Source organism: Mesorhizobium sp. M1338 (assembly GCF_040318045.1).
Taxonomy (GTDB): Bacteria; Pseudomonadota; Alphaproteobacteria; order Rhizobiales; family Rhizobiaceae; genus Mesorhizobium.
Genome location: NZ_JAMYLL010000049.1, coordinates 12,441 through 39,047, shown reverse-complemented (window position 1 = coordinate 39,047; position 26,607 = coordinate 12,441). Strand labels below are relative to the sequence as shown.

The window sequence follows — 26,607 nt, the reverse complement described above, 5'->3', positions numbered from 1 at the left end:
GCAATGATCATCTGGCACATGCTGAGCAAGGATACCGACTACATCTGGGCCCGGCCGGCCTTGCTCGCCCGCAAGTTCAGATCGGTCGAGCTGCGTGCCGGCCTTCCGACCAGCCATGCCAGACGCGGCACCGCCTTCGACTACAACATCCCGGCCAAGCGCGCCGAAGAACGATCCCGCGTCGAGAAGGCGGAAGCTGCCTATGCAGCAGCGACTTCCCGATGGCGAACGAGGCCGGAAAGGCAGAAGGCTGTGGAAAAAGCCGCCAAATGAGAAGAACGGGCTATTCTACAACATCCGTCTGCATCGGCTTGCCCGGCGCGATGTAGTGCCATTCGACCTGCCGATCCTCCTGCCACGCCAGGATGGAATTCGAGGTCAGCTCGGTGCCATTGTCCGACACGATCATGCAGGGGTAGCCGCGATGCTCGGCGATGATGTCGAGTTCCCGGGCGACACGCTCACCCGAGTGCCGCGCGACAATCAAGTTGAGAGCCGTCTCATCCAGATCGTCGCGCTACACCCGAGATCGAGTTGTCGACGACCGTGGCCAGGCACTCCCGGCTGAAGTCGTCGAGGACGCACAGGATCCGGAAGCGGCGGCCATCGGTCAGCGTGTCGGAGACGAAGTCGAGGCTCCAGCGCTGGTTGGCGCCCTGCGGGATTGCCATCGGCGCCCTGGTGCCCAAGGCCCGCTTGCGGCCGCCACGCTTGCGCACCGTCAGCCGCTCCTCACGATAGAGGCGATAGAGCTTCTTCCAGTTCACCGCCACGCCTTCGCGCTTCAGCAGCAGGTGCAGCCGACGGTAGCCAAAGCGCCGGCGTTCGGCGGCCAGTTCCCGCAGCCGCTCGCGCAAACCGGCATCATCTGGTCGCGACGGACGGTAGCGGTAAACCCGCGGCTCCATGCCGACGAGCCCGCAGGCCCGACGCTGCGAATAGCCCTTGTTCTCGATCGCCCAGGTCACGGCAGTCCTCCTCGACCCGGGCGTCAGAAGTTTTTTCCGAGCATCTCGCGCAAGGTCGAGACGTCGAGCATGGCGTCGGCCAGCAGACGCTTCAGCTTGCCGTTCTCCTCTTCAAGGCTCTTCAGCCGCTTCGCCTCCGATACGTCCATGCCGCCATACTTCGAGCGCCACTTATAGAAGGTCGCGTCGCTCACACCGTATTTGCGGCATAGCTCGGTCGCCGAAAGCCCAGCCTGGTGCTCCTTCAAAATGCCGATGATCTGTTCGTCAGAAAATCTCGATCGCTTCATTGCCTGTCTCCTCATCCAAGGAACAGGCTAACCTCAAACCGAGGACATTTCAGGGGAGCACGTCAATTGCCACGAAGGGCGTTGCAGCACATGCTATTACCGGGTCCCTTCTGCGACCATTGAACTGGGCTGAACCTCGCTCGTCACCAGCAATACGCCAAGTTCTCCAGCTGATCGTGCGACAACTGCAGCACCGGCTGAGACCAATCGTTGACCGTGGTCATCGAGGCAGTGGCCGCCGGCAGTGAAACCGATCACCGTCATCCCAGCGGCCACACCGGCTCGGACGCCGGCAATGCTGTCCTCCACCACGACGCAGCGCGCCGGCTCAGTGTCCATTTGGGCGGCAGCGAACAGGAACAGGTCCGGTGCAGGCTTGCCCGCCTTTACCATGACGGAGCTGAACACGTGCGGATGGAAGTGCGGCCAAAGCTCCGTCAGTTCAAGACCCAGTCGCAGCTTGTCAGGGGCGCTGCTTGAGGCGACGCAGCGGGGTAATGGCAACTGATGCAGGAGCCGGTCAATACCGCTGATGGCTTGCAGTTCCGTGCGGTAGCTTTCCTTGATCCGGGATTGCACGATGGCGTCGAAGTCGCTGGGGAGGGGGCGGCCCCAGTCTTCTTCGATCATCTTCCGCATAGTGGCTGAGGACAAGCCGGTAAAGCGCAGAACCACCTCAGAATACGACGTGGGATAGCCGATGCGGGTAAGTTCCTCGGTATCAATGCGACTTGCCAGTGTCTCGCTGTCGATCAGAACGCCGTCGCAATCGAAGATGACCAGTTCGTAAGGGTTCTGTTGCCTCATTGCACGTCCTTCGGAATTGGGCCTGCGGCTGAGACCTCAAGCACATGTCGGTCGTTGACTTCGAAACGGTGCACAAGGACGCTATCATCGTCGATCAGTGCGATGTCGAAAGCCGGGGCGTCCTCGACAAAATCCGCATCCCTGCGCGCTAAGTGTGGTATGATCTGATGCGCAACCCCACGGCTTGCGCTGAACGGAATGCCGCTCCAGGTGCCGCCGACGTCGACGTGCACATGACCATGGAAGACGTGCCGCACATTGCCGGCCCCCACGATCGCCCGCATAATCTGGCGCCAGTTCTCCGTATTCCACTGCTCAAAGTGTGGCAGGCCGATCGGCTGTAGCGGATGATGGGCGAAGAGGTACGCCGGCGCTTGCGGCCTCTCTGTCAGCCGCTCCAACAGCCATTCCAGTCGTCCCTCGTTCAGCGCGCCATGCCCAAGACCCTCCACCAAGGTGTCGAGGAAGATGAGGCGCCCGACCGAGGTCTCATGGATTGACTGGACAAAGCCCTTCCTATCGCACGGCTCGCCAGGGAAAGCGCGTAAGAAGGTTTGACGACTGTCGTGGTTGCCGAGCAGAAGCCGGATGGGCACGCGCATCTCCTGAAGCACTTCGCGTAGCAGTTCGTAGGAAGCGAAGTCTCCCTCGTCGGTGAGGTCGCCGGTCACCACGCAAAGCTCGGCATCGGCGTGATCCCGGTTGATGCGCTCGATCGTCTTGCGCATTCGCTCGGCGGGATCGAAGCCAAAGAGCATAGCGCCGGCCGGCACAAGGTGGAGGTCAGTCAAATGGATCAGTTTCATTGGTAATTCCGCGAAAACGGAGAGACGCCGCACTGCGTGCAGCGTCCCGGACGAGACGATCAGTTGGTTTTCGGCAGGAGTGCGCGAACCTGGAACGCCATATCCGCGAGAGCTGCGTCCGGTTCCTTGGAGCCAAGGGCAATGGCCGTCATTTCGTCGCGGAGAACCTCGCCGATCTGAACACCGTTGTCGCCAGGCCAAGAGAACCACGGGCGGGCGCGCGGCATCTGCAGCACGCTGGTGTACCAATTGGGATGCTTCTCATAAAAGGCACCAAGATGATCTTTGTCCAGGGCAAGCGTATTGGTCGGCATATAGCCGGTGTTTGGCACGACAATGCTCTGGCCTTCGGGACCTGTGGCGAACCTGACGTAGTCCCAGGCGGCGGCGCGCTTGGCGGGATCGTCGGTGAGGATAACCGCAACCATGCCGCCCGTCGGCATCGTGGCGTTTTCAACACCAAGCGGCTGTTTGGCGGTGCGGAGTGTGAACCGATCTCCAATTTCACCTTCGAAACCGCTCACACTGCCGGCGGAGGCGAAGAAGAAGCCAAGCTTGCCGGAGGTGAAGAGCTGCTTGGCAGCGCGGGGGTCGATCGCCGGCTGAGCGCCGTCGGTATGGAACCGCTTGAACAGCTTGACTGCAGCCTGGCCGGCAGGACCGTCAAACGCGACGTCGCTTTCCTTGTCGTTCATCATCTGGCCGCCGAAGTTGCGCACCAGGTTCTGCGTGGCCCAGTCGTCCGAGCCAAGCTGGTAATACATGCCGGACGTTCCGTCGCCGAGCGCTCCGATCTTGGCGGCAAGCGCAACAAAGCTGTCCCACTCGGTCGGGATCTTGTCGGGATCGCCGCCAACCTTCTTCACCAGATCGGCATTGTAATAGACGACCGGCGTCGACATGGCGAAGGGAAGACCGTAGAGATGGCCGTCGATCGTTGCGAGTGACAGCACTTGGTCCGTGTAGCCGTTTTCGGCCAGGTGATCGGCGGCAACCAGATCGTCGATAGGTTTCACAAGTCCACGCGCCACGAGCGGCCGCAGCACATTGAAGCCGACGAAATGAACGTCCGGCAGCTGGCCGGCCATGCTCTGGCGGATCAGCGTCTGGACAGCTTCATCGTAGCTCGGCGCAGCAGCGCGGAAGTTGATCTTGATATCCGGATGGTCCGCCATGAAGCGATCGGCGATCGGCTTATGGATCACTTCGTGTTCGGGCCAGGCGTAATAGACGTCGAGGTTGGTTTCGGCTTGCGCCGGCATGGATGCCGCAGCGGCAGTGATACCGGCGGCAAGGATCATTGCAATTGTTTTCACATTGCTCTCCTGAGTTTTAGATTGGGTTGAGAACGGAGCTAATGTCGGCCGAGCACCAGACCCCGGACGAAGTGTTTCTGCATGAGAAGGAAAAGAGCGACCAAGGGCGCGGTCACGAGAACGCCCCCGGCCATGAGCGCACCGACATTTCCGGTGCCCTCACCCGACTGCCGGAAATAGGCAATCCCGAGGGAAGGCATCATCATGTCGGGATTGGTCGTCACCACCAGCGGCCAATAGAGATCGTTCCAGTGGGCGACGATGGAGAAGATCGAGAAGGAGGTGACCGCCGGCCAGGCTGCGGGCAGCATGATCCGCAAGGCGATCGAAAGCTCGCTGAAACCATCCAGCCGCGCCGCGTCGAGCACCTCGTCCGGGAAGGTCACGAAAAACTGCCGGAACAGGAAGATCGCAAACACCGAGATGATCCAGGGCAGAATGAGCGCGGCATAGCTATCGAGCAGGCCGGACTTTGCAAGAGCTATGTAGATCGGGATGGTCGGTATCTGCACCGGCACGAGGAGCCCGAGAAGAACGGCGCCCAGGAGGATCGGACGGCCCGGGAAGGACAGCTTGGCAAGTGCATAGCCACAGGGAACGGCGACCGCGATCTGCAGCACGAGGATCGCCGCGCAAACGACTATTCCGTTTCCCATGAACCGCAGAAGCGGAATGGCGGACAATGCATTGCCGTAATTTTCGACGGCGCCGTCTAACGTCGGCATCGGCAGAAGGCCGCCGTTGAAGATCTCGCTCTGCGGCGTCATCGAGGCGAGCAGCATCCAGAAAAACGGGAAGATCATGAAGAGCGCGCCGCTCATTAGCACGACATGCGAGACAGAGCGGGACGCGGAGGATTGCGCCAGGATCACGACCGGCCTCCATTGGTTTTCCAGCGCGCCTGGTGCTCGGAAACGCGCATCTGGACGAGCGATAGGATGGTCACGAAGATGAAAAAGGAAACGGCAATTGCCGACGCATATCCCACCCGAAAGAAGCGGAAGCCTTCTTCATAGAAGGTGTAGAGGATGACCGAGGTCGATTTCATCGGCCCACCTTGGGTGAGAACCGCAACCGTCTCGAAGACCGAAAAGGCACGGATGATCGTCATGACCGTGACGAACAGGGTAACCGGCGCCAACATCGGCCAGGTCACAAGCAGGAAACGTTTCAGGCCCCTGTCCGCTCCGTCGATCGCGGCAGCTTCATAAAGCTCGTCCGGAATGGTCGAGAGACCAGCCAGAAAGAGGATCATGTTGAAGCCCACGAGCTGCCAAATACCGATCGCTGCAAGCGCATAGATTGCCGTTGCCGGGTCTGCAAAGAACCTGACGGGAGAAGCGCCGAAAAGCTGCAACAGCGCGTTGGCGACGCCGAGACTAGGATGCAGGATCGCTTCCCATGCGGTTGCGAGCGCGACCAGGGTAGCAGCCACTGGCAGAAAGTAGGCAGTTCGATAGAAGGCCGCGAACCGCGATCGGGCGATCAGGAGAGCGACCAACAGCCCCCATCCAATCGTCGTAGGCACGACCACGAGCACATAAAGCGCAGTGTTGCGCAGGCTCTGAGCAAAACCCGGGTCGGTCAGCATGCGCGTGTAGTTGGCGAGCCCGACAAATCGGGCGCCGGCCAAACCGAGGGAAGCGTCTGTGAAAGACAAGGCGAAAACGAGGACGGCAGGGCCGATCAGGAGAGCGGCAATCATCAGCGTCGCCGGCAGGGCGAGAACGATGCCGGCACGGGCCTGAGCGCGGGCCAGAGTGAGTTTTATTGAAGCCTTTGCAGGCTCGGAGCTGATCGGGATATCCTCTACGACGGCCATATCAAGCTGCCCTGATGTGATCGTGGCGCCGGCGCGCGCTGTCTGTCGCGAAAAACCACGCCTTTTCCGGATCGATGGCCACCCCCAACTTCTCACCCTCGCGCAAGGACTGTGCGCGCTCAGCCGGAATCCGGACGACGAACTGAGCACCCGCCTCAGTACCGACAAAGACGTTCGCATCGGTTCCAGCATGCTCGATGCGCCCGACATGCACCGGCAGGGCGCCGGACTGGTCCGCTCCAGTCAGGGATGCATGCTCCGGCCGGAAAGCCAGCGTACCGGACTCTGCCGATCCGAGGGCATCGCGAATGATGATCCGGTTGCTGCCGATCATCAGCCCGCCACCAGTTGGTGCGGGTACCGCCAACTCGTTTAGAAAAGGCTGGGCCAGAAACCGGGCAACATCGATATCGAGGGGATCGCGGTAGAGATTGGCCGGACTCGCGACCTGGCGGATCTCGCCGCCAAACATAACGGCGACGCGGTCCGATATTGCTGCCGCTTCCGCTTGGTCATGGGTAACGAAGATCGTCGTCGTGCCCATTTCCTTGTGCAGCCGAGCGATCTCGCCGCGCGTATGGATTCGTAGCGCGGCGTCCAGGTTTGCCAGCGGCTCGTCCATCAGGAAGATCTTCGGCTTGCGCACCATAGCGCGCCCCAGCGCCACACGCTGCCGCTGCCCGCCCGATAGAGCCGCCGGGCGCCGATCTAGGAGCGTATCGAGCTTGAGAAGTGCCGAGGTTTCCCGGACCCGCTCCTCGATCGAGCGGTACCGCTCTTTAGCTCCGGGCAGCAGACCGCCCACGACCGGAAGCCGTTCGAAACTGCTCAACTCGCGCATCACCAGCGGCGCCGCGATATTGTCGTGCACATTCAGATGCGGATAAAGCGCGTAGCTCTGGAAGACGAAGGCAAGGTCGCGATCTTTCGGCGCGACGCTATCCAGCCCCCTGCCCCCTGCGCGTATATTCCCCCGATCTGCGCGCTCGAGCCCCGCTATGATCCGCAAGAGTGTTGACTTGCCGCAGCCGGAAGGCCCGAGCAGCGTCACGAACTCGCCTGGAGCGGCCTCGAGGGAGACGTCTTGCAGGACATCCGTTTCGCCATACCGCTTACTGATTTTGTGGATGTGGAGGTCCAAGGCTGCCATTCCGAGTCCCTTTTCGGTTGCCGACAGGCTTAATGGCGTTTTATTTCAATTTCATTACAGTTGGAGTTTAATTTCATTGCAACCGATTTCTCCATCGCCTTTCCGAGTGCCAGCATCAGGCTTTCGATCACGAAGATCTTGCCGATCATCGGGGTCAGCGTGCCGCCGATCGGGTGGTCGTCAAGACCGGAGGCCTGCAAGATGGCGACGGTCAGTGCCCCTGCGGAGCGGGCGCCCTTGAGGAACTGAATGGTATCAACTGTCAGGCCGGAGATCGAAAGGCCGATCGCCACGCATCCGGGGCCGAGTCCGTTGGCGACTTCGTGAGCCATGTTGGAGTTTCGGAACGCCAGGGCCGTAAGCCCAACTCGCAAGAGCCGATAGGCTAGCAGTTCTGCTGTCACCCCCGACATTCCGGCTCCGTAAAGATCTATCCTTCTGCTTGCCGCAATCAATTCTGCGAGCGTCTCGATGGCCTCGAGATCGGCATTGCTGTGCGCGATCCCTAGATTCTGGGCCATCGTGTCGCGCAAGGCTAGCAGGGCGGCGTCGGGCTGCTGCGGGGCGGTGGATGGACGCCTGGAGCGGCCAATCTCTGCCGCCAGTGCCAGCTTGAAATCGCGAAAGCCGGAAAAGCCGATCTGGCGGCAAGGCCGCAAAATGCTGGCTTCCCCACTACCCGCGAATTCACCTAGTGCCCCGACCGAGTGGTGCAGCACTTTCTCGGGGTTCTCCAGGATGTATTTGGCGATCCGAGCGAGCGCATTCGGCAGATGATCGATGTCCTCCTGCAAGCCAGATAGGAAGCTCTCGCCCTCTGCCGCTGTCGTTGCAGGTGAGTTAATGCTCATTGCCACAATCCCGTACCTTATGAAGCTGAAGGAAAGAGGAGCCCATAGACCCATCGAACAATTTCAGGCTTCCGATTTATTTTGCAACTCCAGTGCTGAGCGGTGGCCGCAATCAATGTCCTTCGCCTGCCACATGTGCCCCATCCACATATTCCTGCTCCAAAACCGAAGCCAGGACTGCGGCCACCACCGCCGAAACGCCGACCGCCAAGAAGCATACGCGTAAGCTGGTCGCTTCTTCGGCGCGAGCGAGAGCTCTAGTGAGAAACCGAGCCCGAACCGGGCGACCGGGGCCGGCTCCGAGAGTGCGAGAACAACGCCTAGCTCGTGACCTTCCCATGCCGGTCTGCCAAGACTAGTAGTCCTCAATTCTCTCCGGACCGGATCCACTTCTAAGCATCATTGCGGAAAAGCTGCGCTCTAAAAGGTCGGATTTCAACACCCGATGATGGTGGCTATCCCAGAGATCATAATGCTCATTGGGGTCCTCTTGATGATCGAACAGCTCTCCTGTTCCAACATCGTGATATACATTTAGTTTGTGACGTCCATCATAGTACATTGATGCGCGAGACCCTCGGCTGCCGCGGAACCTGAGGGAGTTGTGATACTCACTGACAACGTATGGCTTATGGCAATCCAGTGAGGTGTTGCCAAGCAGCATCTGGTCGAGTGAGAGCCCCTGCATAGCCTTGGGGACTTCAAGCCCCGATAACGAGAGCAATGTGGGCGCAATATCGACCAGCTCGACTAGTGCATTCGACACAGATCCTTGGGCTGAGCTGCCAGGCACGGAAATCACAAGTGGGACATGCACCACACCCTCATAGAACCGGCAGCCTTTGTAGAGCAGGCCGTGGTCACCCATCATGTCACCATGATCGCTCATGAAGACAACGATCGTGCGGTTCAGCTGGCCGGTTTCCGTCAAAGCGTCTAGTACCCGGCCAACCAGATCGTCGACTTGAGCCACCTCCGCGTGATATGCCGCTCTCATCTCCCAAATGTTGAACTTCGTGGGTGGCGCTTCATGCGTAGGCCCTGCCAATTCGTCATTGTGCGTCTCACCCGCGTCTGTTGCTGCACGCCACGGATCCACCGCGAATTTCGCTTGCTGATCGACTCGTTCAAATTTCTTCTGGTGCTCGAGATCAATCGGCTTGAAGGCAGGATCAGGCATATCACTTGGGTTGAACCGCCTGAGGTAGTCTGGCGGGGGATTGAGGGGCGGATGAGGCGCGTCGATGTTAATGCCTAAATACCAATTACGATCAGAATGCATCTTGATGAAACGCTCAGCCCGATCGCCTGCCCAACGCGCCTGCCGATATTCTGCGGTCGGTCCCGGACCATAGTGTTGGTCAAGATACGGTTTGAAGTAGGCTACGGGATCGACCCCTTTTGACCACATCCACGCATGATAGTCATGGCTGCCTGACCACTCCGGAAATGGCTCAGGGCTCCAGTAGAACTCGGCAAATCCATCGTCGGGGCGCTTTTCTATCATGCCACGTGTGGCAGACAGGTGCAGCTTTCCTATGTGCCCTGTGTAGGATCCGGCATTGGCCATCAGTTTTGGGAGCAAAACGAGATGCGAAGGAAACGTGCCGGCGCCGTTTTGATGCACTTGGTGTGCGATCGGATACAATCCTGTCAGAAAGCTCGTTCGGCTCGGCGTGCAGATAGGGCTTTGACAATACGCACGAGCGAATGCTGTACCCCTCGCGGCCAGACGGTCGATATTTGGAGTTTGCGTGCCTTTGAACCCCATGCACTGCAAGGTGTCCCAACGCTGCTGATCGCTGCAAATCCAGACTATATTAAAGTTGCTCAACTCTCATCCCCACACGCTATGGAGGTTCAGTTCGCGCACCACCGGCGCGCAAAACCGCGCCGGTGGTGACGTGTAAAGACTATTTCAGGTATCCAGCACGCCTCACGATTTCGACCGCATCACCTTGAGCATCGTCCAAGGCAGCCTCTGGGCTCTTGCTCCCGACAACCGCCTCTTGCAGGGCACGGCCAAGGCGGTCGCCGATCTCCTTGAATTCAGGGATCCGAGGATAATACCACTCGGGCGCCCCGCGAAGCGTTTCTGCATATGTTGCCGCAAACGATCCATGGCCATAATCATAGTCATGTTTCGCACGGATTTCCGGATCGTCCCACAGCGATGTCCTGGTGATGGCGACAAAGGTGCTGTCGAGCGAAATCCGCTTCATGAGATCTTTACTCGTCGCCCATTGAAGGAAGGCCGCTGCAGCTGCCTTGTTTTCTGATGCAGCTGGAATGACATACGCCTGTGCTGCAAAGGGCGGGAACCTCCCACTTACGCCGCCAGGGGGCAAAGCAAACCCAAGCTTACCGACGACCTTCGACAGCTTGGGATCGAGAATGCGACCTGCGGTGGGAGCGCCTTCGACAGTCATAGCAATGCGGCCCTGCTGCATCGCAATGACGACGTCGTCAAACGTTGCTGAGGTGCTGCCAGGCACGGTGAAATTGGTCATCACGTCTGTGTACCATTTCAGCGCCTCCACGGCGGCGGGCGTATTGACCGTGGGCGTCAGATCCGCCGGTTCGTTCGCGAAATACTTACCGCCGAAACCATAAAAAACCTGGCCCCAAAACCAGATATTCTCACCGGTGTCGGGCTGCCCCCTTAGCGCAGTGCACTGGATGTCAGCCTTTTTCAACAGCTCGCAGTCGTTGCGGAATTCCTCCCACGTTTGCGGTGGCTGCTTGATACCGGCCTTCTCGAATAAGTCGGGACGATAATAAAGGAGCTGCGTCGCCGCGAAATGCGGCAATGCCAGTTGTTTGCCGTCCTTGTTGTATAGGCGCAGCACGGGAGCGATGAAATCCTGTACGTCCGCACTCTTCATATCAATGTAATTATCAAGCGGCTCCAGGATATCGCCAGATGCGTATCGCCCGAACTCCTCGCTCCCTAAGTATACGACGTCGTAACTATTTGAGCGCGTCAAGAGCTCGACCGACACCTTTTGAACGGTCGGCGCATACCCGAAGAGATCAAACTGTACTTCAGCGCCAGTCTTCTCTGTGAATTCGTGCGCGAATTTTTTGAGCTCCAAATCGTATGCCGAGTTTGTCGATAGGACCGTTATTTTCACGCCGTCATAGCGCTGCTGAGCCGACGCTCCGCCGCCGACGGCAACACCTAATGCAACAGCAAGCATTCCAAGACATCTCATTGCTTCTCTCCTTGAGCTAGCGTTTCACCCTTTCACGGAACCGGTCGTTGTTGGGCCGGCGACGTATTTCTTTACGAACGGCACGAAAATCACGATCGGGACCAGCATAAGCACGCATGCGGCTGCCGCCTTGCCCCAATCGGTCCCCTCAAATGGCATGAAATTCAGTATTGCGACGGCTGCAGTTTTTGCGTCATCGCGTGTCAGTGTCAGCGCAAAAAGAAACTCGTTCCACGAACCAATGAATATCAGTATTGCTGTTGCCAGGATGCCAGATCTGGCGATGGGTATCGAGATGAGCGTCATCGTCTGCAGCGTTGACGCGCCGTCTATCATCGCGGCTTCTTCAATTTCACGCGGCACTTGGTCAAAAAACGCCGACAAATACCAGATCGCAAGCGGAACCGCGAACATTGTGTTGACGATGATCAGCGCAATCTTCGTGTCGACGAGGTGTACTTGGCGAAAAAAGAGAAAATAGGGGATGATGTAGATCATCGCTGGCGCCGCCCGGAGTGCCAATACCAACGTCAATAGCCTTCGCATGGCAGTTTTCTGCAAATGAGAGATACCAAAGGCTGCCGGGACCGAAAGCGCCATGGTCAATATGATGGTGCTGCATGAGACCACAATTGAATTGATGAGCGCGGAAGAGAAGTCCTTGTCAGCGATTATCGCAGTATAGTGCTGAGTGGATGGCTCCCCCACGATCACGGGCGGCCATTGAAACATCTCGGTGGGCTGTTTGAGAGATGTCGATAGGGTCCACAATATAGGCGAGAATAGGAATAGCGCAAAGGCAGCGCAGACAAGATATCCGTAGATGTGACGTCCAAGGTCTCGACGCATGGGCTTATCTCCCAACTCGAGTGGCCGAGATTTGGCGAATGGATGATGTCCGGAGATGTGACGTCCAAGGTCACGCCGCATGGGCTTACCTCCCAACGCGAGCGGCCGAGATTTGGCGAATAGACCAAAAGCACACGCCGACGATCGTTGTTGTGAATGCCACGAGAATTGCGGCGGAATAATCAAGATCGAGATATGTAAATGCGGTCAGAAAAGCGTAGAAATTTAGGGGTTCAGTCGCCCCTGCCGGCCCGCCACCTGTCAACACGAAGATCACGGGGAAAATCCCAAGGACCTCTAAAGCTTGAAACACGGCAACGGCTCCCATCGCAGGTAAGACGAGCGGTATGGAAATATACCATTGCGCCTGGGCCCAACTTGCTCCGTCGAGGTTTGCCGCCTCATAAATCTCGTCCGGGATCGAGTCCAAAGACGAAAGAAGCAGCAAAGCAACTATGGGAACCCCAAACCAAATCGATACGATGATCACGGAGACAAGCGCTGACGTTTTGCTTCCAAGTAAGTCAGCTTCGAAATTGTGGCCGAACACGCTTGCGAGATAAGACAAGCCGCCCACACCAGGAATGAGGAACAACTTCCACACAATTCCGCCCACCGCTGGCGGAACTACGGACGGGAGCAGGAAAGCTGCTCGCATCCACCGTGTGCCAACGAGCTTTTCCTTTAGCGCTATTGCCAACGCTAACCCACACAGTAGTTGGAGGCTGACGGGGACGACGACCAAAATGAACGTAACTAGTGCGGCGTTGATAAACCGACCGTCGGATAAGAAGCGCGCGTAATTGTAAAGCCCGATAAAGCGCGTCTTTTCCGGGAAGGCTATGTTGAAGTCCCCGAACGAGAGGGCAACGACAGCTGCAATCGGCACGAGCGTCGCAAGACATAGGAACCCGATCGCGGGTGTAACGAGCGCCGAAGACATTTTAAGCCGGGAAGATGCCATCGTCCGTTGCTCCTGGAATTATTTATGCTCGCCCTGGAATGGGCCCCCTCAGCTGCTGTCAGCAACGCTAAAGCGAGCTTCAGCAAGCATGAGGGCGTCAACGATGCAGTGTTCGCCCCGTGGTGAGTAATTCGCGGCCGTCGACGTGATGAAGTGCCGAGAAAATTCCACGATGTATAGTTTTTTTGTAGAGTTACCTTTCCAAGTTTCATGCGCCTTTGGAAACAGAATGCTGCGCAGCATTCAATTGGTAGGCGAAGCACGACGCATTCCTACCCGTCGACCAAGGCCTCCGAGGTAGCTGGATCACTGCCACTGACTCGCCATTGCTGTCTTGATCAGGGGCTAAGAAGGACGTCCGAAACGTTCTCCGGACGCGCGTGCTCAGATCCGTGGCTCCGATTCGTTCATGGTCACCTTTGTGTCATTTTGGCTATAACGAAACTGGGCATCAGTAAGTCCAGCCGCGTCGGACAGCTCTGCGGCCAACAGTTGAGCCGGCAGGATGTCCACGATTGATCGTGCCACGCGGTTCTGCAAAAATGGTACCTTCACAACTGTCAGGTTTTTGTCGTCTTGAGGCGACTCGCTTGCGGTCACCAGAAGAACTGCACAGCCGATTTCAGCCAATTCCTGCGCCAGTCGCACTTCGCGGCCGTCACCGAATATCAAAATCCCGGTTGCCTGATCCATCGATTCCATCGGGCCGTGCAAGTAGTGCAGCGTGTCTGAGACGCCGGTGGGCACCCTCGCAGCCTCGCGAATGAGCAAACAAGCCTCGCCCGCTGTACCCAAGGCCGATATCGCGCCGACGCAATCGATCGCCCGCTGGTCATGAAACATTTCTCTAATACGTGCCATCTTTTTCGCCGAGTCTTCCAAGACCTCGCTTGCTATCAGAGGAATGTCGTTCCAATTGAAGCTGTCTTCACCACAGAGCGCATCTATCAGCAGCCCGCCTGCCAGCAGCGAGCCTGTGTAGCCGGTGCTCGACGGCAGTGAATCCGGACCGGACTCAAAGTGAAGTGCTGCCGAAGCGGTGCGTGACAGTGGGTCGTTGCCTTCGCTTGTAATCGCGAGGGATGGTAACCTACTGTGGACGGTGAGTGCAGCGATTGGCTCGATGCTTCTTCCTCCGACAGAAAAGACTATGACCGCGTCGCCAGGGTCGCCCGGCTCCATGAGATCGACCGCGCGCCAAGTATTTGCTCGTCTACCGCGACGTTGCAGTTCACCGGCCACTACCCCCGCTGCTTCGTAACTCGCGCCTATCCCGGTAACGACCACAGTCCCCTTTTCAAACGGCACGAGATCAAAATCGCGAAGCTGCGTTCCGACGACTTCCAAAGTATGGCGAAACTGATCGGGTTGGCGAGCGATCGTTGACCTGTAAATCATTGGATATCCTTGTGTTGGAAGATGATTGAGCTCTCTGAGCGATCGCCGGCCATGCGAAGTTGCCGCGCCATAACGCAGGCGCCTAAAACCGGCGGCTTGTCGAGGAAGGTGACCGCTACTGTCGCCCCGAAACGATTGGAAATTTGATGGGAGAACGCATTGGCTAAAAGGGGCTGGGCGAGAATGACCCCCCCGCCTACCACGACGTCTTTGTCGGGCACGCCCGCCAACATCAAATGGTGGACCAACTGAGTCAGGGCCGCTGCGCCCTCGTCAATAACGCGTTTAGCCAAGGACGAACCTTCATTGGCGGCGTAGAAGATAACGGGTGCGTGTCGCCCCAGAGCCGAGGCGCTGCCTTCCTTCGCGATCGCGGTGCCGATGTTCGTGGGGCTATTCAGTCCGAATGCCTCACAAAGCGCTTCGACAAGCGGCTCTGACCTCGCCCCTCCCAGGTCAATATGCAATCGCACTGCTCGGCCGGCCTCGCGTACTAAACCTGGAGCGCTCCCTTCGTCTCCGATTGCCCAGCCCCAACCGCCTGCGACATGCATCTTGCCTTTCTGGTCCCGAGCGACGGCGATTGAGCCAGTGCCCGCGACGACACCAATTCCGCTGGAAAGCCCCATGGCGAGGGGAAAAAGTTCTGCATCATTGACGACCCTTAAGGGGCAGGCAAAATGATTGGAAAGTGGCTGTTGGAGGACGGCGCACTCTTCCTCATCATCGCATCCATGAGAGCCAATCGCGATGCTGTTGGGCGTGGCGCCAGCAGCAAATCTGCGGATTAGCGCGATTAGTCCAGGGATATCGTGGTCATAGGCGCCAGAACGCCATTCACTGGTTCGCACGACCAAGTCGCGGGCCATACCCTGGTCCAGGCAAGCCCTCAAATGCGTTTTGGTGCCACCGATATCGACACCAATTGTTATAGAACCCATCTCTTCACTCTGTTCGCATTCGCGTGTAGCGGCCGCGGTTCCAGTCTATTTTTAGAAGAATATCACTATTTTCTCTTTCACAAAAGATGGTTTTTTTCATCATCTCGAGTTATCTTACCGTTGACGAAGGGATGTCGGATGTCAGTTGCAAAAAGGGAGGCAGGCGGTAGAGCCCTAACGAAAATTATGTTCACTGCTTGGCAATGTGCTGAAAAGTTCCTATTGCTCTCGCTGCCCGCGTCAAATCAAACCCAGAGGAGCTGGAGCCCCGTGATCTCAAGGGAATCGTTTTAATGCAGGAACACATTTTAGCGCGATTGCGATCGTCTCAGCCCAGTCTCAGTCCGGCGCTCCTTCGCATCAGTGAGTACGTCCTTAAGGATCCCGCGAAGGTCGTGAACCAAACCATTACGGAGGTTGCTGACGGATCCGGATCGAGCGAAGCGAGCGTCTTAAGGTTCTGCAGAGACATCAAATTTTCGAGCTTTCAGCGTTTCAAACTGGCGTTGGGAATCGAACTCTCCACTCACCAGACAATCAGACACGCCAGCCCCTCTGGTGACGTCATCGACGATACGCTGTCGACGGCCGTCACCGCGCTCAAGCAGACAAAGGACCTGTTGAACCAGGCCGCTCTCGAATTGGCGGTAAAACAGATCATACGAGCAAAAAGTATCGATCTCTACGGTTTCGGGGGCTCTGCGAATGTGGCCCGATACGCGCATTACTTGTTTGTTCGATTCGGACTGGTGTCGCGCGTGCTGGACGACCCGCATCTCGCAGTCATGAGTGCCGTGAATCTCGGGCCGAAGCAAGTCGCACTCGCAATTTCGGAATCTGGCTCGAGCAAGGATACCATCAACTCACTTATGGCAGCCAAGGCTGCTGGCGCATTCACCATCGCAATCACATGTCATATACGCAGTCCAATCGCTGCCAACGCGGACGCTGTACTGGGAGCATCCTCAACAGACACCCCCATCATGCGAGGAGCATTCTCCCGGGTCGCTGGACAATATTTGATCATCGACATCCTCGCCAACATGATCGCTAAAGATGGCAGCAAGTTCCAGGCGGCTATGCAGCGAACCGCAGAAGCCACCATAGATAAAAGCTTTTAGCCGAAACGTTCGCGCAGGTAGTCGTTCAGGAAACGACCGTCCGGATCAAAGCGAGCCCTTTGGGAAACAAAATCCCGGTATCTTGGGTACAAGGCTTCGATCTCGGACCGCCCCAGACTGTGAAGTTTGCCCCAGTGCGGACGACCTTTCACCGAGGAAAAGATCGTCTCGCAATCACGGATGAAATCCCAGTAGTCCTCTCCTGCTGCGCCGGACACGGATATCATCGCGGTCTTCCGCTGAAAGTACGGACTCAACCAAATATCGTCAGCCGCCACGGTTCTATACTCCACCGGGAATATCTGCGACGGATACTTCGTCTGTATCAGCTTGCGGATTTCGCGGAATACCGCCGGACCGTCCTCGTAGGGCACCGAGTATTCGCATTCGTTATGGTTCGGCATCGGAATTGAACCCGGAAATATCCGGTAGCTGGGCCCTATTCTCTCGCCGGCCCGATCTTCGACAGACTCTGGCAATTGAGCCGTGATGTTCAGCGTTCTCATTTCGCAGACATCAGATTTGCTGCGAGTACGTCCGATGCCAGACGTGTCGGGCAGGCTGTATAAGGACGCCGAGTGTTCGGTCGGGCACCAGAAAACGCGGAGACTCCGGTTTTCCTGACATAGCTGATCCAGGTGATCCATGCATTCTTCGAAATCCTCACGCCATATTTTGTCATGAAGATCAAAAGCGGGAATAAGCTTCATCGTGACGGAAAGTACCACACCGAACATTCCGATAGAAACTTTTGCAGTGTTGAGGGCGTCGACGTCTTGCGAAGCATCGAAATTGACGATGGATCCGTCGCCGGTGGCTATCCGCATTCCAACTATCGGGCCCGCTAAGCATTTTAAGCTGTCGCCGCTGCCATGCGTACCCGTCGATACGGCCCCGCTTATCGTTTGCAGATCGATATCGCCCTGGTTCGGCAATGCCCAACCTGCAGAACGCAGTTCAGGACCAACGTCACAAATCCGCGTTCCGCCGCGAAGCGTCACGCTGCCGCTGGTTGGGTCGATATTTTCGATCCCCGATAGACGCTCCGCCGAGATCAGAACTCCGTCCGTGGGGACAATCGGCGTATAAGAGTGTCCCGTACCCACAACGCGGACGCGCAGGTTTTTCGAGGCTGCTGCCTTGATCGTACTGCAAACGTCATCGTCCGAGCTTGGCATCTCGAAATGCTTTACCCGACAAACCTGATTGCTCACCCAGTTCCGCCAAATCATGCTCGGGCCGAGTGTCGGCGATCCTGTTTCTGAAGAAGGCAATGGAGTTATCCTTGTTTGCGTTTTCTCGGGTGCTTGGCGGCATTCTTATGGCTTGGGCAGCCGTCCCGTTTCAGCTGAAACGGCAGCGCTGTCGCGCTGTGGCCGCCCCCGACTGATTTTGGGACGCTATGATGGATATCACCATCGCATTACATATAAAAGAAGATAATTTCCATTGTAAACTGAACTGTGCCAAGGCGCGAATCCGACCATCGTGTGGGGCACCAATCGAAAACCGTCTTGAACTCCGGGACCTCATTGGATCGTGGCTCAGCTCATTTCAAGCCTTGATGCCCCACGAACTCAGGCCAGAAACTAGAGCCCGCTGAAGGCAACCAGCGGGCGGAGGCCGACCGTTGCGCCCAGATGGTATTTTCATATCAATAGATGGTCTTTTTCATCACATCAGTGCCGGCAGGGATGCGTATCCTTTCATGGGCGCGCCACCAATTTTGAGGTTTAGTGGGTCCACTTGCACCAGAATGAGGGCGCTGGGCTGGGGAGAGACGATCGGCAACAATCTCGGGGTCGGAGCGTCTGTTCAGGACGGATCGATCTCTGTCACAGCCGCGCCTTCGGCGCAGGAACATCATGGCGGCGCGCGACCGCGACAAGACTATTCAAGTTCTCATCGATCCCCTTCAGAAGCCCGGCTTGAATTTCGGCCTGCTTGCGAAGCGCAGCAAAACCGTATCCAAGGGCGCAACCTCGACATCCACCGTCGTGCAGGGCCGAACCTCAGCAGATGTTCGGCCAGCCGCTCGTAAAGGGCTTAAGCGTCGTGTGCTTGCGCATAGCCGAGCCAACGTTTAGCATCGCTCGTCATTCGCTGACGATCGCTTGATGGCACTCCGAATAGGAAGGGCCACTCGATGGCAAATGCTTGGAAAGCATCAGTCATACCCAGCCTAAGACCATCACACTAGCACGTCACGATCTCGTCCTCGGAGAGGCTCGGCTCAGTTACCTGCGAACTACTCTAGACCAAAAGTATGACCTGGCGGTCTGAAGCGCGAAAGGGAGGCTTCGCCGAAGGCGGTGTTGGCAGCGACCGACGTCTTGTTAAGCCGTTCGTACCGCTATGATTCGCGAGGGTTGAGGGACCTTCAGGTATTTTTGTGCCCCTTCAGACACTCGGCGATGCACTCGCTCAACAAAGCCATTGAAGGCATAAGCCTTGCCGATCCAGGTTCCGGCCAGGGGCCTGCGGAGCTAAGTAAGAGCACCTCATGCGCAACCTCAGAGACCGCCGATTTGTCACGCGTCGTTATTGCAAGCGTATGCGCTCCTCTGTCGCGGGCAGTTTTGAGAAAGGCAACGGTCTCCTCGCTCATACCTTCATAGGAGATGCCGATAGCAAAAGCCGAAGCATCCAGCCCGTGAGCCAGACCGCGAGCGATGTTCACAGTCCCTGTTGAATGCATCGGGATCCCCAGCCAGATCAGGCGATGTGATAATAACTCAGCGCAGATTGCGGAGACGCCCATACCAAAAGCTTCAACACGCGTGGCACTCTGTAGTCGCTCCGTCAGGCGCTCGATCTGGGCGTAGTCGAGAAGGCGAGCCGAAGCCGCAACCGAATGTTGGAGGGCCGCGCTCAGGTTGGCAATTTCCGGCCTTACATGCGTATCTTCAGTGGTGAGGTACTGTGTTAGTCGCCGGGCTTTATCGCGCTCAATCTCCCCGGTGAACGCCATCCTGAACTCGCGGAAGCCGGAGAAGCCAAGTGTACGGCAAAATCGCACAATCGACGCTTCTCCGCTGTTTGCCTGACGAGCGAGTTTGGAGATGGATATATCCCCAAGAAGTTCGGGGTTTTGGGCAATGAAATGCGCGATCCTGGATTGTGAGCTGGGTCCGCTCTTGACCAGATCATATACAGCATCCCGCACCAAGGTTGATGACCTGTCCGCGTTCTTGTGCCCCATTGCATCACCGCTCTCGCATGGGCGCGGGCGTAACTCGCCGACGCCGCTGCCAATCTTCTACATTGGGCAAAGCAAGCCTTTAAGCTCCTCCAAGTTCAGCAACAATGCCTCGGGCTCAAAGGTTCGGAGATCATTCCTCAGCTGACTGGAATGGTGGCGGGCGCCCCCGAACGCGCAGTAGCGCATATTTGCATTTCGCGCGGCATTAAGGCCGATGACGCTGTCCTCAATGACAAGGCACTCGCTCGTAGACACGCCCATGACTTCCGCCGCCAACAGCAGCACGGAAGGATCAGGTTTGCGGACACCGATGTCGTCGGAGGAGAAGAACCGTGAGCCTACAAGCCCCAAAAGATTAGCGGCTCTCATGCGGTGGATGAGTTCGAAACGAGATGTGTTGGATGCGACACAGAAGGGAATGGTAAGCCACTGGAGCAGTTCAATCGCGCCAGGTGTCGCCGATAGGCTCGCAGAGGCGGCCAGCTGGATCTCAACCCCGACCGTTTCCATGAAGTTCTTAGGCAGGCTTACACCGATAAAGCTTTGCAGACGCAGTTGTTGATCGTTCCGCTCAACACCGGAGAGCGTTGCCGTGATTTCATCCGGATGCACCTGGACACCTTCCGCGGCGAGTTTTGTCGAAATCACCTCCGATGCTAGGATTTCCGTCTCCGCAAGGGTGCCGTCAAAATCGAAGATGATCAGTCGAGGCCGAGGCCGATCGGAAGTCGTGATTGAGGTTGCAGCCGTCATTTCGGGTCACCGGGACGAATTACAGGCAGTTGATCAAGTCCCTCGTGACGATGGACGACGACATCCGATCCGTCCAACATGACGACATCGTATGAGGGCGCAGCGGCCACGAATATGGGCTTGCCATATTGTTCCCAGTCCAGAACGATATGCTGCGCCGTGCCACGGCTGGCAGTGAACGATATGCCCGACAAACTGCCTGCCGCAGCAACATGCCGATGACCAAAGAGCATGTGGCGGACCGATGCGTTTTTCCGAACGATGGAAAAGAACCGATCGGTCTCCTTCATGTCGCTCGTCTTAAAGCAAGGCACATACAAGTCCGCTGGCGTATGGTGCATAGCAACCAAGACTGGCCGGCCGGCGGCACGGACAAGCTGGTCTTGGAGCCATTCAAACCGGCCACCGTTGAGACAACCGAAATGACTGATGTCGTCCTTCGTGTCGAGCAAGACGACGAGCCAGTCGTGCAGGTCGACAACCGCCTGAACGAAGCCTTCCCCGCCGAAGACCCCTCGAAATGCGCTGCGGTCATCGTGGTTGCCGATCGTCAAATAGACGGGCAGCCGGACCGCCGACAAGATCTCGCGCAAGAGCACGTAAGCGGCAGGATCGCCTGTATCAGCAAGATCGCCGGTAATAAGGATGAGTTTCGCATCTGCGTGTACGCGCGAGACGTGGTCCAAGGTGTCGCGGAATCTCTGCGCCGGATCGATGCCGTAAAGCGTCTTGCCAGGGGCGACAAAATGGGGGTCTGTTATATGAATGATTTTTTGCATTGCTCCACACTTACATAGGCCCGACTCCGGGAGGAAATGGGGCGAGAAACAGGTGTTGCGTTGGGTCACCTGATGGGGCCGTTCGTTGTGGTGACCATTTATATCAGGCCTTCCTCGGCCGAGAGAGCGACCCCGTGAGCAGTGCGGAACTCGATCTTCTCGGCCACATCCAGCTGGATCGATCCAGTTGACCGACGGCTGGCCAATGAATGTCGCGACTTCTAAATGCGTTGGGGTCGGATAAAGGGCCTCGGGGCTGGCATATTGCAGCACCCGGCCATGCTTCATCAATGCGACGCGAGCTGACATCGTCATCGCTTTGATCATGAGTGACATAGAGCATCGTCGCATTGAGCCGCTTGTTAAGCGCCACCAGCTTCGCATCGCTACCCTCAACTTTGCATCGAGGTTCGACATTGGTTCGTCCATCAGGAACAAGCCCGGTGCGCGAGCCATGGCCCGCGCCAGGGTGACACGCTGCCGTTGCCCTCCCGAACGTTGCGAAAGGCGTCTTTTCAGTAGATGATCAATCTCCACGATCGCCGTAGCTTCGCGAACTTTCGATGCGATTTCGGTCATCTTGGCTCGCCGCCCGACACGAAAGGCCCTACCATCGGCAATCTCTGCACCGCGCTAAGGCTCTCCATCACAAGCGGCAACGTGATGTTTTCCTCGACGTCATATGCGGATACAGGTCATAGCTCTGAAAAACCATTGCCGGTTGCGCGCTCGCGGAGTCAAGTGGTTCACAACTCGTCCGCCAATCGAAACAGTGTCGCGGGCCTGCGCCTCGAAGCCGGCGAACATCCGCAATAGCGTTGATTTCCCGCACCCTGACTGGCCGAGACACGAATGCTCCTGCTTGACCGTCGATAGCAATTGGTTTGAGCACCTCGCCCGAGCCGAAGGCTTTCGAAACACCGTCATCAGTGAGCGTCGCTCCCATGTCGTTATCCCGCCTGTCAGACATCGTCGATATCGAATATTAGGGAGCTTTTTTTCGGATTTCTGTCAAGTGGGGGAAATTGCCGCGCGGTCGCTAGAGGAGGACATTTTTTGTGCGGTTGAGCGTCTGCCCGCGTATATCCCCGGCGCACCGGGCTCGAGAGTAGTCAGGTTGACGCCGAACTTTCGGATGCCGAAGATATCGCCGAGGGGTCTGCGAATTCGTCGCTCCAGCCTCGACGCGAACGGGGCTGGATACTGAATGGCGCACGGGCAGGAAGCGAGATCGCGACGCTGCCTGTCGCTGCACCGCCGAGTGCCGTCCCGCCGTGTTCCCTCATGCTACCTCCCCCCGCGCGCGCGCCGGTAGAACCACCGCTTTCGTTCCGACCGGCACGCGGTTGTAGAGATCGATGATGTCCTGATTGAACAGTCGAACACATCCCGACGAAACCATCGTGCCGATTGTGTGCGGCTCCACCGTGCCGTGAAGTCGAAAAAACGTATCGTAGCCGTCACGGAACAAATAAAGCGCTCGTGGCCCCAGCGGATTGTTCGGGCCGCCGGGTATACCGTCCCTCAACGGTCCGTAGCGATCCGGTTCACGTGCGATCATGTTGTCGGTAGGGCGCCAGCCCGGCCACTCCTTCTTGGCCGCTATTGTAGCCTCGCCTTGAAAGTTGAAAGCTTCGACCTTCCCGACGCCGACGCCGTACCGCAACGCGCGATTGTTCTGCTGAACGAGGTAGAGGAAACGTTCGTTTGGGTCGACCACGACGATGCCTAGCGAATACTTCGAGACATACGAGACTTCCTGCCGAAGGAACCGTGGGGCAACCCGACTGAGAGATCAACCGCGGCGATGGGCCATGGCTCGCTTGTAATCGCTCCGTACATCTACCGATACGATGGGTCCCGTGCGGCGGAATACGCTATCGGCTCAATAGGAGTCCGTGTCTCGGTCGAGACGCAGCCTCCTATTGCTATTGGTAGACCGATGACGACGGTCCGGCGCGTGAGATTCATCTTCAATCAGACTCCATATCGTTCCATAAGACCTTATGGCCCTTAACCTGTCTATCTGTTATAGTGTGATCGCAGGTATAACTAAGACTAGGAGCCTCTCTGATTGGGGTCGTTTTGGTCAAGCCACTCCTGCACTTTTTTCTGGACCGTCCCGTAGGTCACTCGCTTCTCTTCGCGGTCGGCGCTCTGGCCGCCGCATGATGGGGTCAGGAGAGCGAGGCGTCTCAATCTGTTTCACGACCTTGCCGAGTTTTGACCGGCAGGTTCGAGGCTCTTAACGAGATCGCCTCGCCCGTCGTCCCCACGGAACGATTCAGGCATCGCCCTTTCGGGCAAAAGCTTTGTTCGTGTTGCGCGTTCCTTTGATTGGTCTTGGTTCACGCCGCCAGTGCGGTAGGCTCCTTTCCAAAGCGAAACTCGGTCGCGTCGGTCCACATACGATGCAGAATGACCGCCAGTTTGCGGGCCACCGCCACACGCGCACGCGCCATTCCTCGGCGCCTGGCGATGTTCATGCCCCAGGCACGGAGGCTGGACCATTTCTTCGAGCGCACCAGCAGCGTGTGGGCGGCCTCGTAAAGGGCGGTGCGGGCGAGTTCATCGCCGCAGCGGCTGACCTTGCCCTGGATGTCGGTCTCGCCGAACTGGTAGCGCGCCGGCGTCAGCCCCAGATGCGCCCCCACCGCCCGCGAGGAGCCGAACCGCTCCGGCCGGTCGATCGTAGCGCGGAAGGCAAGCGAGGTGATGGGCCCGACGCCCGGCGTGCTCATCAGCCGCCGGCAGACTTCTTCATTGCGGACGATGTCGAGAACCTGCTTCGTCAGGCGGGCAAACTCTCCCAGTATGACGACGAGGATCGCAAGAAGCGGCTCGACCATCGCCATCATCTGGGCGTCGGCGCCAGCCAGCTCCCGCACGCGGCCGGCAAAAGCGCTACGCGACGGCAAGCCCAGTTTGACGCCGGCCTCGCGCAGCATCGCCCGCACCACGTTCTCGATCGAACGCATCTCGTTCAGAACCGTGCGGCGGGCAACCAGCAGCGAGCGCCAAAGCCGGCACTGTCGGCTCTTCACGTGCACCTGCCGATACCAGCCAGTGCGCATAATCTGCGCCAGTGCGCGGGCGTCATTGCGATCGGTCTTGTTGGGCATCGTCTTCATCGCCGCATTGGCCTGCCGCGTTTCGATGCAGATCGCCGGCAAACCTTCGGCGTGTAATCCATCGTGAAGCCAGGCCGTCAGCGAGCACGCTTCCAGGCCGATCCGCTCAAGCGGCAAGCCGGTCCCTTTCAGCGCTTCACACAACGCCTGCGGATCGCTCAACGCTCTCGCCTCCTTCACGATCCGGCCAGTCTCGTCGACAATGCAAATAGAGGTCTCTTCCAAAGACACGTCCAGTCCGGCAAAGTACTTCATGGCTGCTCCTTCCAAATGGTTGTGGCGACTCACATCGACCACGTTTTCACATTTCGACAGGAGCAGCCGCTATCATCTGGCTCGGCAGAGACCCCAATCACCCCATCTGTCCAGTTAGCCTGAAAAATTCATGGGGGTTGGTGGATGTGGCGCAAGCCGTTGAAATGACGTAGGATTTGGTTGCTTAAGCCGATCCGAACCATTTCCCGGAGACCACACCCACCATGAACGATCTTACGCTGCCGCTGAGCGGTTTGTCACCAGTCTGCGGCAAGTCCGTCGTCGCCCGTTTCGACGGCGGCATGCTGTCGTCCAACAGCGGCGTTCTGGCTTTGGCCGAGGTGGAAAAGCGGTTGCGGGTGGCCGAGCGTCTGGCGCGTTGCATCGACGATCCGCGCTTCCCGGACCAGGTCGTCCACAGCCTGGCGGACATGATCGGCTTTCGCATGAAGATGATCGCCGCCGGCTACGAGGACGGCAACGACGCCAACCGGCTGCGCTGCGATCCGGTCTTCAAGATGGCCCAGGATGCGCTGCCGTCGGGTCGGGATCTGGCGTGGCAATCGACGCTGTGCCGGCTGGAGAACCTGCCCGGCGTGCGGGAGCTGGTGGCGATGGGGCGGGCGATGGTCGATCTCTATTGCGCCTCGTTCCGGCAGGTGCCGAAGCGGATCGTACTCGACATTTGACGACACCTTCGACGCTGTGCACGGAGGCCAACAGCTTCGCCTGTTCAATGCCCACCATGACGAGTACGGCTTCCAGCCGATCGTAGTGTTCGATGGTGCGGGACGGTTCGTCAGCGCGATCCTGCGACCGGCCAAGCGGCCGAGTGGGGCTGAGATCCGCGCTCACCTGCGCCGCCTGGTGCGGGCGATCCGGAGCAATTGGCCGAACACGCGGATCCTGATCCGCGGCGATAGCCATTATTGCAGTCCGCAGGTCATCGACTGGTGCCGCGCTAACGATGTCGACTTCATCCTCGGCCTGGCGCCCACCACGACCCTGCGCAAGCATATCGCGGATCTGGAGACCAGCACGACGGCGCGCTTCGAAGCGTCGGCGAAGACGGGCAAGGTCCGCAGGTTCAAGGAGTTCGTTGACGGCGCCGCCAGTTGGAGCCGCGTCGAGCGCATCATCGCGCGGGTTGAGGTCGGCGCTCAAGGTGCCGATACCCGCTTCGTCGTCACCAACCTTGCCGGTGGGAAGGCCAAGGCGCTCTACGAGGATGTCTACTGCCGGCGCGGCGCGGCCGAGAACCACATCAAGTCGTGGAAGACGCATCTTGCCGCCGACCGCACATCCTGCACCAGAGCGACGGCCAACCAGTTCCGGCTATTCCTGCATGCCGGTGCTTACTGGTTGATGTGGGGCTTGCGGGCCGCGATGCCGAGGCGCTCGAGCTTTGCCGTCGCCCAATTCGACACGCTGCGATTGCGCCTCATCAAAATCGCTGCGCGGGTGGTCGAGATGAAATCGCAAATCCGTCTGCACCTGCCGACATCGTGCCCCGACCAGCGCATCCTGCGCATCGTCCTCGATCGCATCCCTCAACTCGCGACATAACGATGGGGCGCAGACGCCCCGAAACGAACCCGTCGACCGCAACCTGCAAACCCCGCCTGCCATCACGACGGAGCAATCCCGGCGCCTGACGAGGCGCGTGGAAAAGCACCACAACGGCGACCACAGCGTCGCTTCAGGCCGTCAAAAGCTTATCGCCGTGCATCAAGGCGGCTAATCGGCAGCGTCGGCACCGCCATCGCCTACCAGTGGGGACCATCGTCGATCATCTCGACCTGGGACTTTTCCTATCTGGCCTTCGCAGTGCTATGGGGCGTCGTGCTGTTCTCGGAACGTCTGGATGCGGCATCCATACTCGGTATTGTCCTCATCGCATTGGCTGGGATTATCGTTATCCGGCGTTAGCGGCGATAAATTGGAGCACCGAGCCGGATGATGGCTTGGAGCTCTTTGCGACGGTCGCAA

General features: G+C 58.1%; 22 protein-coding genes and 3 pseudogenes. 4 read left to right on the top strand and 21 right to left on the bottom strand.

Features of this window, described 5'->3' with window-relative positions; genetic code table 11:
* Positions 1-273, top strand: a pseudogene (locus tag NKH19_RS27895) (IS110 family RNA-guided transposase); the annotation flags it as partial.
* A 13-nt stretch (positions 274-286) separates the two neighbouring features.
* On the opposite strand, the pseudogene NKH19_RS27890 reads toward NKH19_RS27895, so the two are convergent.
* The 14 genes and pseudogenes from NKH19_RS27890 to NKH19_RS27825 form a co-directional block, all read right to left on the bottom strand.
* Positions 287-1,258: pseudogene (locus NKH19_RS27890) on the bottom strand (IS3 family transposase); the annotation flags it as partial.
* Between the two features lie 96 nt (positions 1,259-1,354).
* Positions 1,355-2,065, bottom strand: coding sequence for an HAD family hydrolase (locus NKH19_RS27885; protein ID WP_352983259.1), 711 nt, complete (start codon positions 2,063-2,065; stop codon positions 1,355-1,357).
* Positions 2,062-2,871 (bottom strand): phosphodiesterase, encoded by an 810-nt coding sequence (locus NKH19_RS27880; RefSeq protein WP_352983258.1) that lies wholly within the window; start codon positions 2,869-2,871, stop codon positions 2,062-2,064. The genes NKH19_RS27885 and NKH19_RS27880 overlap by 4 nt, the downstream gene beginning before the upstream one ends.
* Before the next feature lie 59 nt (positions 2,872-2,930).
* Positions 2,931-4,187, bottom strand: a complete 1,257-nt coding sequence (locus NKH19_RS27875) for an ABC transporter substrate-binding protein (protein ID WP_352983256.1) — start codon at positions 4,185-4,187, stop codon at positions 2,931-2,933.
* A gap of 38 nt (positions 4,188-4,225) precedes the next feature.
* The gene (locus NKH19_RS27870; RefSeq protein ID WP_352983254.1) at positions 4,226-5,059 is read right to left on the bottom strand and encodes a carbohydrate ABC transporter permease; all 834 of its coding nucleotides are present in this window, start codon (positions 5,057-5,059) and stop codon (positions 4,226-4,228) included.
* Positions 5,056-6,009, bottom strand: coding sequence for a carbohydrate ABC transporter permease (locus tag NKH19_RS27865; protein WP_352983253.1), 954 nt, complete (start codon positions 6,007-6,009; stop codon positions 5,056-5,058). Before NKH19_RS27865 ends, NKH19_RS27870 begins: the two co-directional genes overlap by 4 nt.
* A gap of 1 nt (position 6,010) precedes the next feature.
* Positions 6,011-7,159, bottom strand: coding sequence for an ABC transporter ATP-binding protein (locus NKH19_RS27860; RefSeq protein WP_352983252.1), 1,149 nt, complete (start codon positions 7,157-7,159; stop codon positions 6,011-6,013).
* A gap of 29 nt (positions 7,160-7,188) precedes the next feature.
* On the bottom strand, positions 7,189-8,010 hold the full coding sequence (locus NKH19_RS27855; RefSeq protein WP_352983250.1) for a MurR/RpiR family transcriptional regulator: 822 nt from the start codon (positions 8,008-8,010) through the stop codon (positions 7,189-7,191).
* Positions 8,011-8,365: 355 nt separating this feature from the next.
* Positions 8,366-9,844: a sulfatase family protein gene (locus NKH19_RS27850; RefSeq protein WP_352983248.1), complete on the bottom strand. Its 1,479-nt coding sequence runs from the start codon at positions 9,842-9,844 to the stop codon at positions 8,366-8,368.
* A gap of 79 nt (positions 9,845-9,923) precedes the next feature.
* Positions 9,924-11,210 carry an ABC transporter substrate-binding protein gene (locus tag NKH19_RS27845; protein WP_352983247.1) on the bottom strand — a complete coding sequence of 429 codons (1,287 nt, stop codon included), beginning with the start codon at positions 11,208-11,210 and terminating at the stop codon, positions 9,924-9,926.
* A 39-nt stretch (positions 11,211-11,249) separates the two neighbouring features.
* A complete protein-coding gene (locus NKH19_RS27840) occupies positions 11,250-12,074 on the bottom strand; it encodes a carbohydrate ABC transporter permease (protein WP_352983246.1) in 825 nt (274 codons plus the stop codon).
* Between the two features lie 85 nt (positions 12,075-12,159).
* Positions 12,160-13,038, bottom strand: coding sequence for a carbohydrate ABC transporter permease (locus NKH19_RS27835; protein ID WP_352983245.1), 879 nt, complete (start codon positions 13,036-13,038; stop codon positions 12,160-12,162).
* 384 nt (positions 13,039-13,422) lie between these two features.
* The gene (locus NKH19_RS27830) at positions 13,423-14,436 is read right to left on the bottom strand and encodes an SIS domain-containing protein (protein WP_352983243.1); all 1,014 of its coding nucleotides are present in this window, start codon (positions 14,434-14,436) and stop codon (positions 13,423-13,425) included.
* Positions 14,433-15,305, bottom strand: a complete 873-nt coding sequence (locus NKH19_RS27825) for an N-acetylglucosamine kinase (protein WP_198032899.1) — start codon at positions 15,303-15,305, stop codon at positions 14,433-14,435. Before NKH19_RS27825 ends, NKH19_RS27830 begins: the two co-directional genes overlap by 4 nt.
* Before the next feature lie 365 nt (positions 15,306-15,670).
* On the opposite strand from NKH19_RS27825, the gene NKH19_RS27820 reads away from it, so the two are divergent.
* Positions 15,671-16,498 carry a MurR/RpiR family transcriptional regulator gene (locus NKH19_RS27820; protein WP_352983241.1) on the top strand — a complete coding sequence of 276 codons (828 nt, stop codon included), beginning with the start codon at positions 15,671-15,673 and terminating at the stop codon, positions 16,496-16,498.
* Here the strand turns inward: NKH19_RS27820 and NKH19_RS27815 are convergent.
* A complete protein-coding gene (locus NKH19_RS27815; protein ID WP_352983239.1) occupies positions 16,495-17,772 on the bottom strand; it encodes a D-arabinono-1,4-lactone oxidase in 1,278 nt (425 codons plus the stop codon). The genes NKH19_RS27820 and NKH19_RS27815 overlap by 4 nt on opposite strands.
* 591 nt (positions 17,773-18,363) lie before the next feature.
* Here NKH19_RS27815 and NKH19_RS27810 point away from each other — a divergent pair.
* Positions 18,364-18,585 carry a hypothetical protein gene (locus tag NKH19_RS27810; RefSeq protein ID WP_352983238.1) on the top strand — a complete coding sequence of 74 codons (222 nt, stop codon included), beginning with the start codon at positions 18,364-18,366 and terminating at the stop codon, positions 18,583-18,585.
* A 293-nt stretch (positions 18,586-18,878) separates the two neighbouring features.
* On the opposite strand, the gene NKH19_RS27805 is transcribed toward NKH19_RS27810, so the two are convergent.
* The 6 genes from NKH19_RS27805 to NKH19_RS27780 form a co-directional block, all read right to left on the bottom strand.
* Entirely contained in the window at positions 18,879-19,700 is an 822-nt protein-coding gene (locus NKH19_RS27805; RefSeq protein ID WP_352983236.1) for a MurR/RpiR family transcriptional regulator, read from the bottom strand.
* Between the two features lie 57 nt (positions 19,701-19,757).
* On the bottom strand, positions 19,758-20,453 hold the full coding sequence (locus tag NKH19_RS27800) for an HAD family hydrolase (protein ID WP_352983234.1): 696 nt from the start codon (positions 20,451-20,453) through the stop codon (positions 19,758-19,760).
* A complete protein-coding gene (locus tag NKH19_RS27795) occupies positions 20,450-21,811 on the bottom strand; it encodes a metallophosphoesterase (protein WP_352983232.1) in 1,362 nt (453 codons plus the stop codon). Before NKH19_RS27795 ends, NKH19_RS27800 begins: the two co-directional genes overlap by 4 nt.
* Positions 21,812-21,910: 99 nt before the next feature.
* Positions 21,911-22,159, bottom strand: coding sequence for an ATP-binding cassette domain-containing protein (locus tag NKH19_RS27790; protein ID WP_352983230.1), 249 nt, complete (start codon positions 22,157-22,159; stop codon positions 21,911-21,913).
* A 355-nt stretch (positions 22,160-22,514) separates the two neighbouring features.
* Positions 22,515-22,952, bottom strand: coding sequence for a L,D-transpeptidase (locus NKH19_RS27785; protein ID WP_352983228.1), 438 nt, complete (start codon positions 22,950-22,952; stop codon positions 22,515-22,517).
* A gap of 628 nt (positions 22,953-23,580) precedes the next feature.
* Positions 23,581-24,618 carry an IS110 family RNA-guided transposase gene (locus NKH19_RS27780; RefSeq protein WP_352983227.1) on the bottom strand — a complete coding sequence of 346 codons (1,038 nt, stop codon included), beginning with the start codon at positions 24,616-24,618 and terminating at the stop codon, positions 23,581-23,583.
* Positions 24,619-24,842: 224 nt separating this feature from the next.
* On the opposite strand from NKH19_RS27780, the pseudogene NKH19_RS27775 reads away from it, so the two are divergent.
* Positions 24,843-26,184, top strand: a pseudogene (locus NKH19_RS27775) (IS1380 family transposase).
* Positions 26,185-26,607 lie beyond the last annotated feature (423 nt).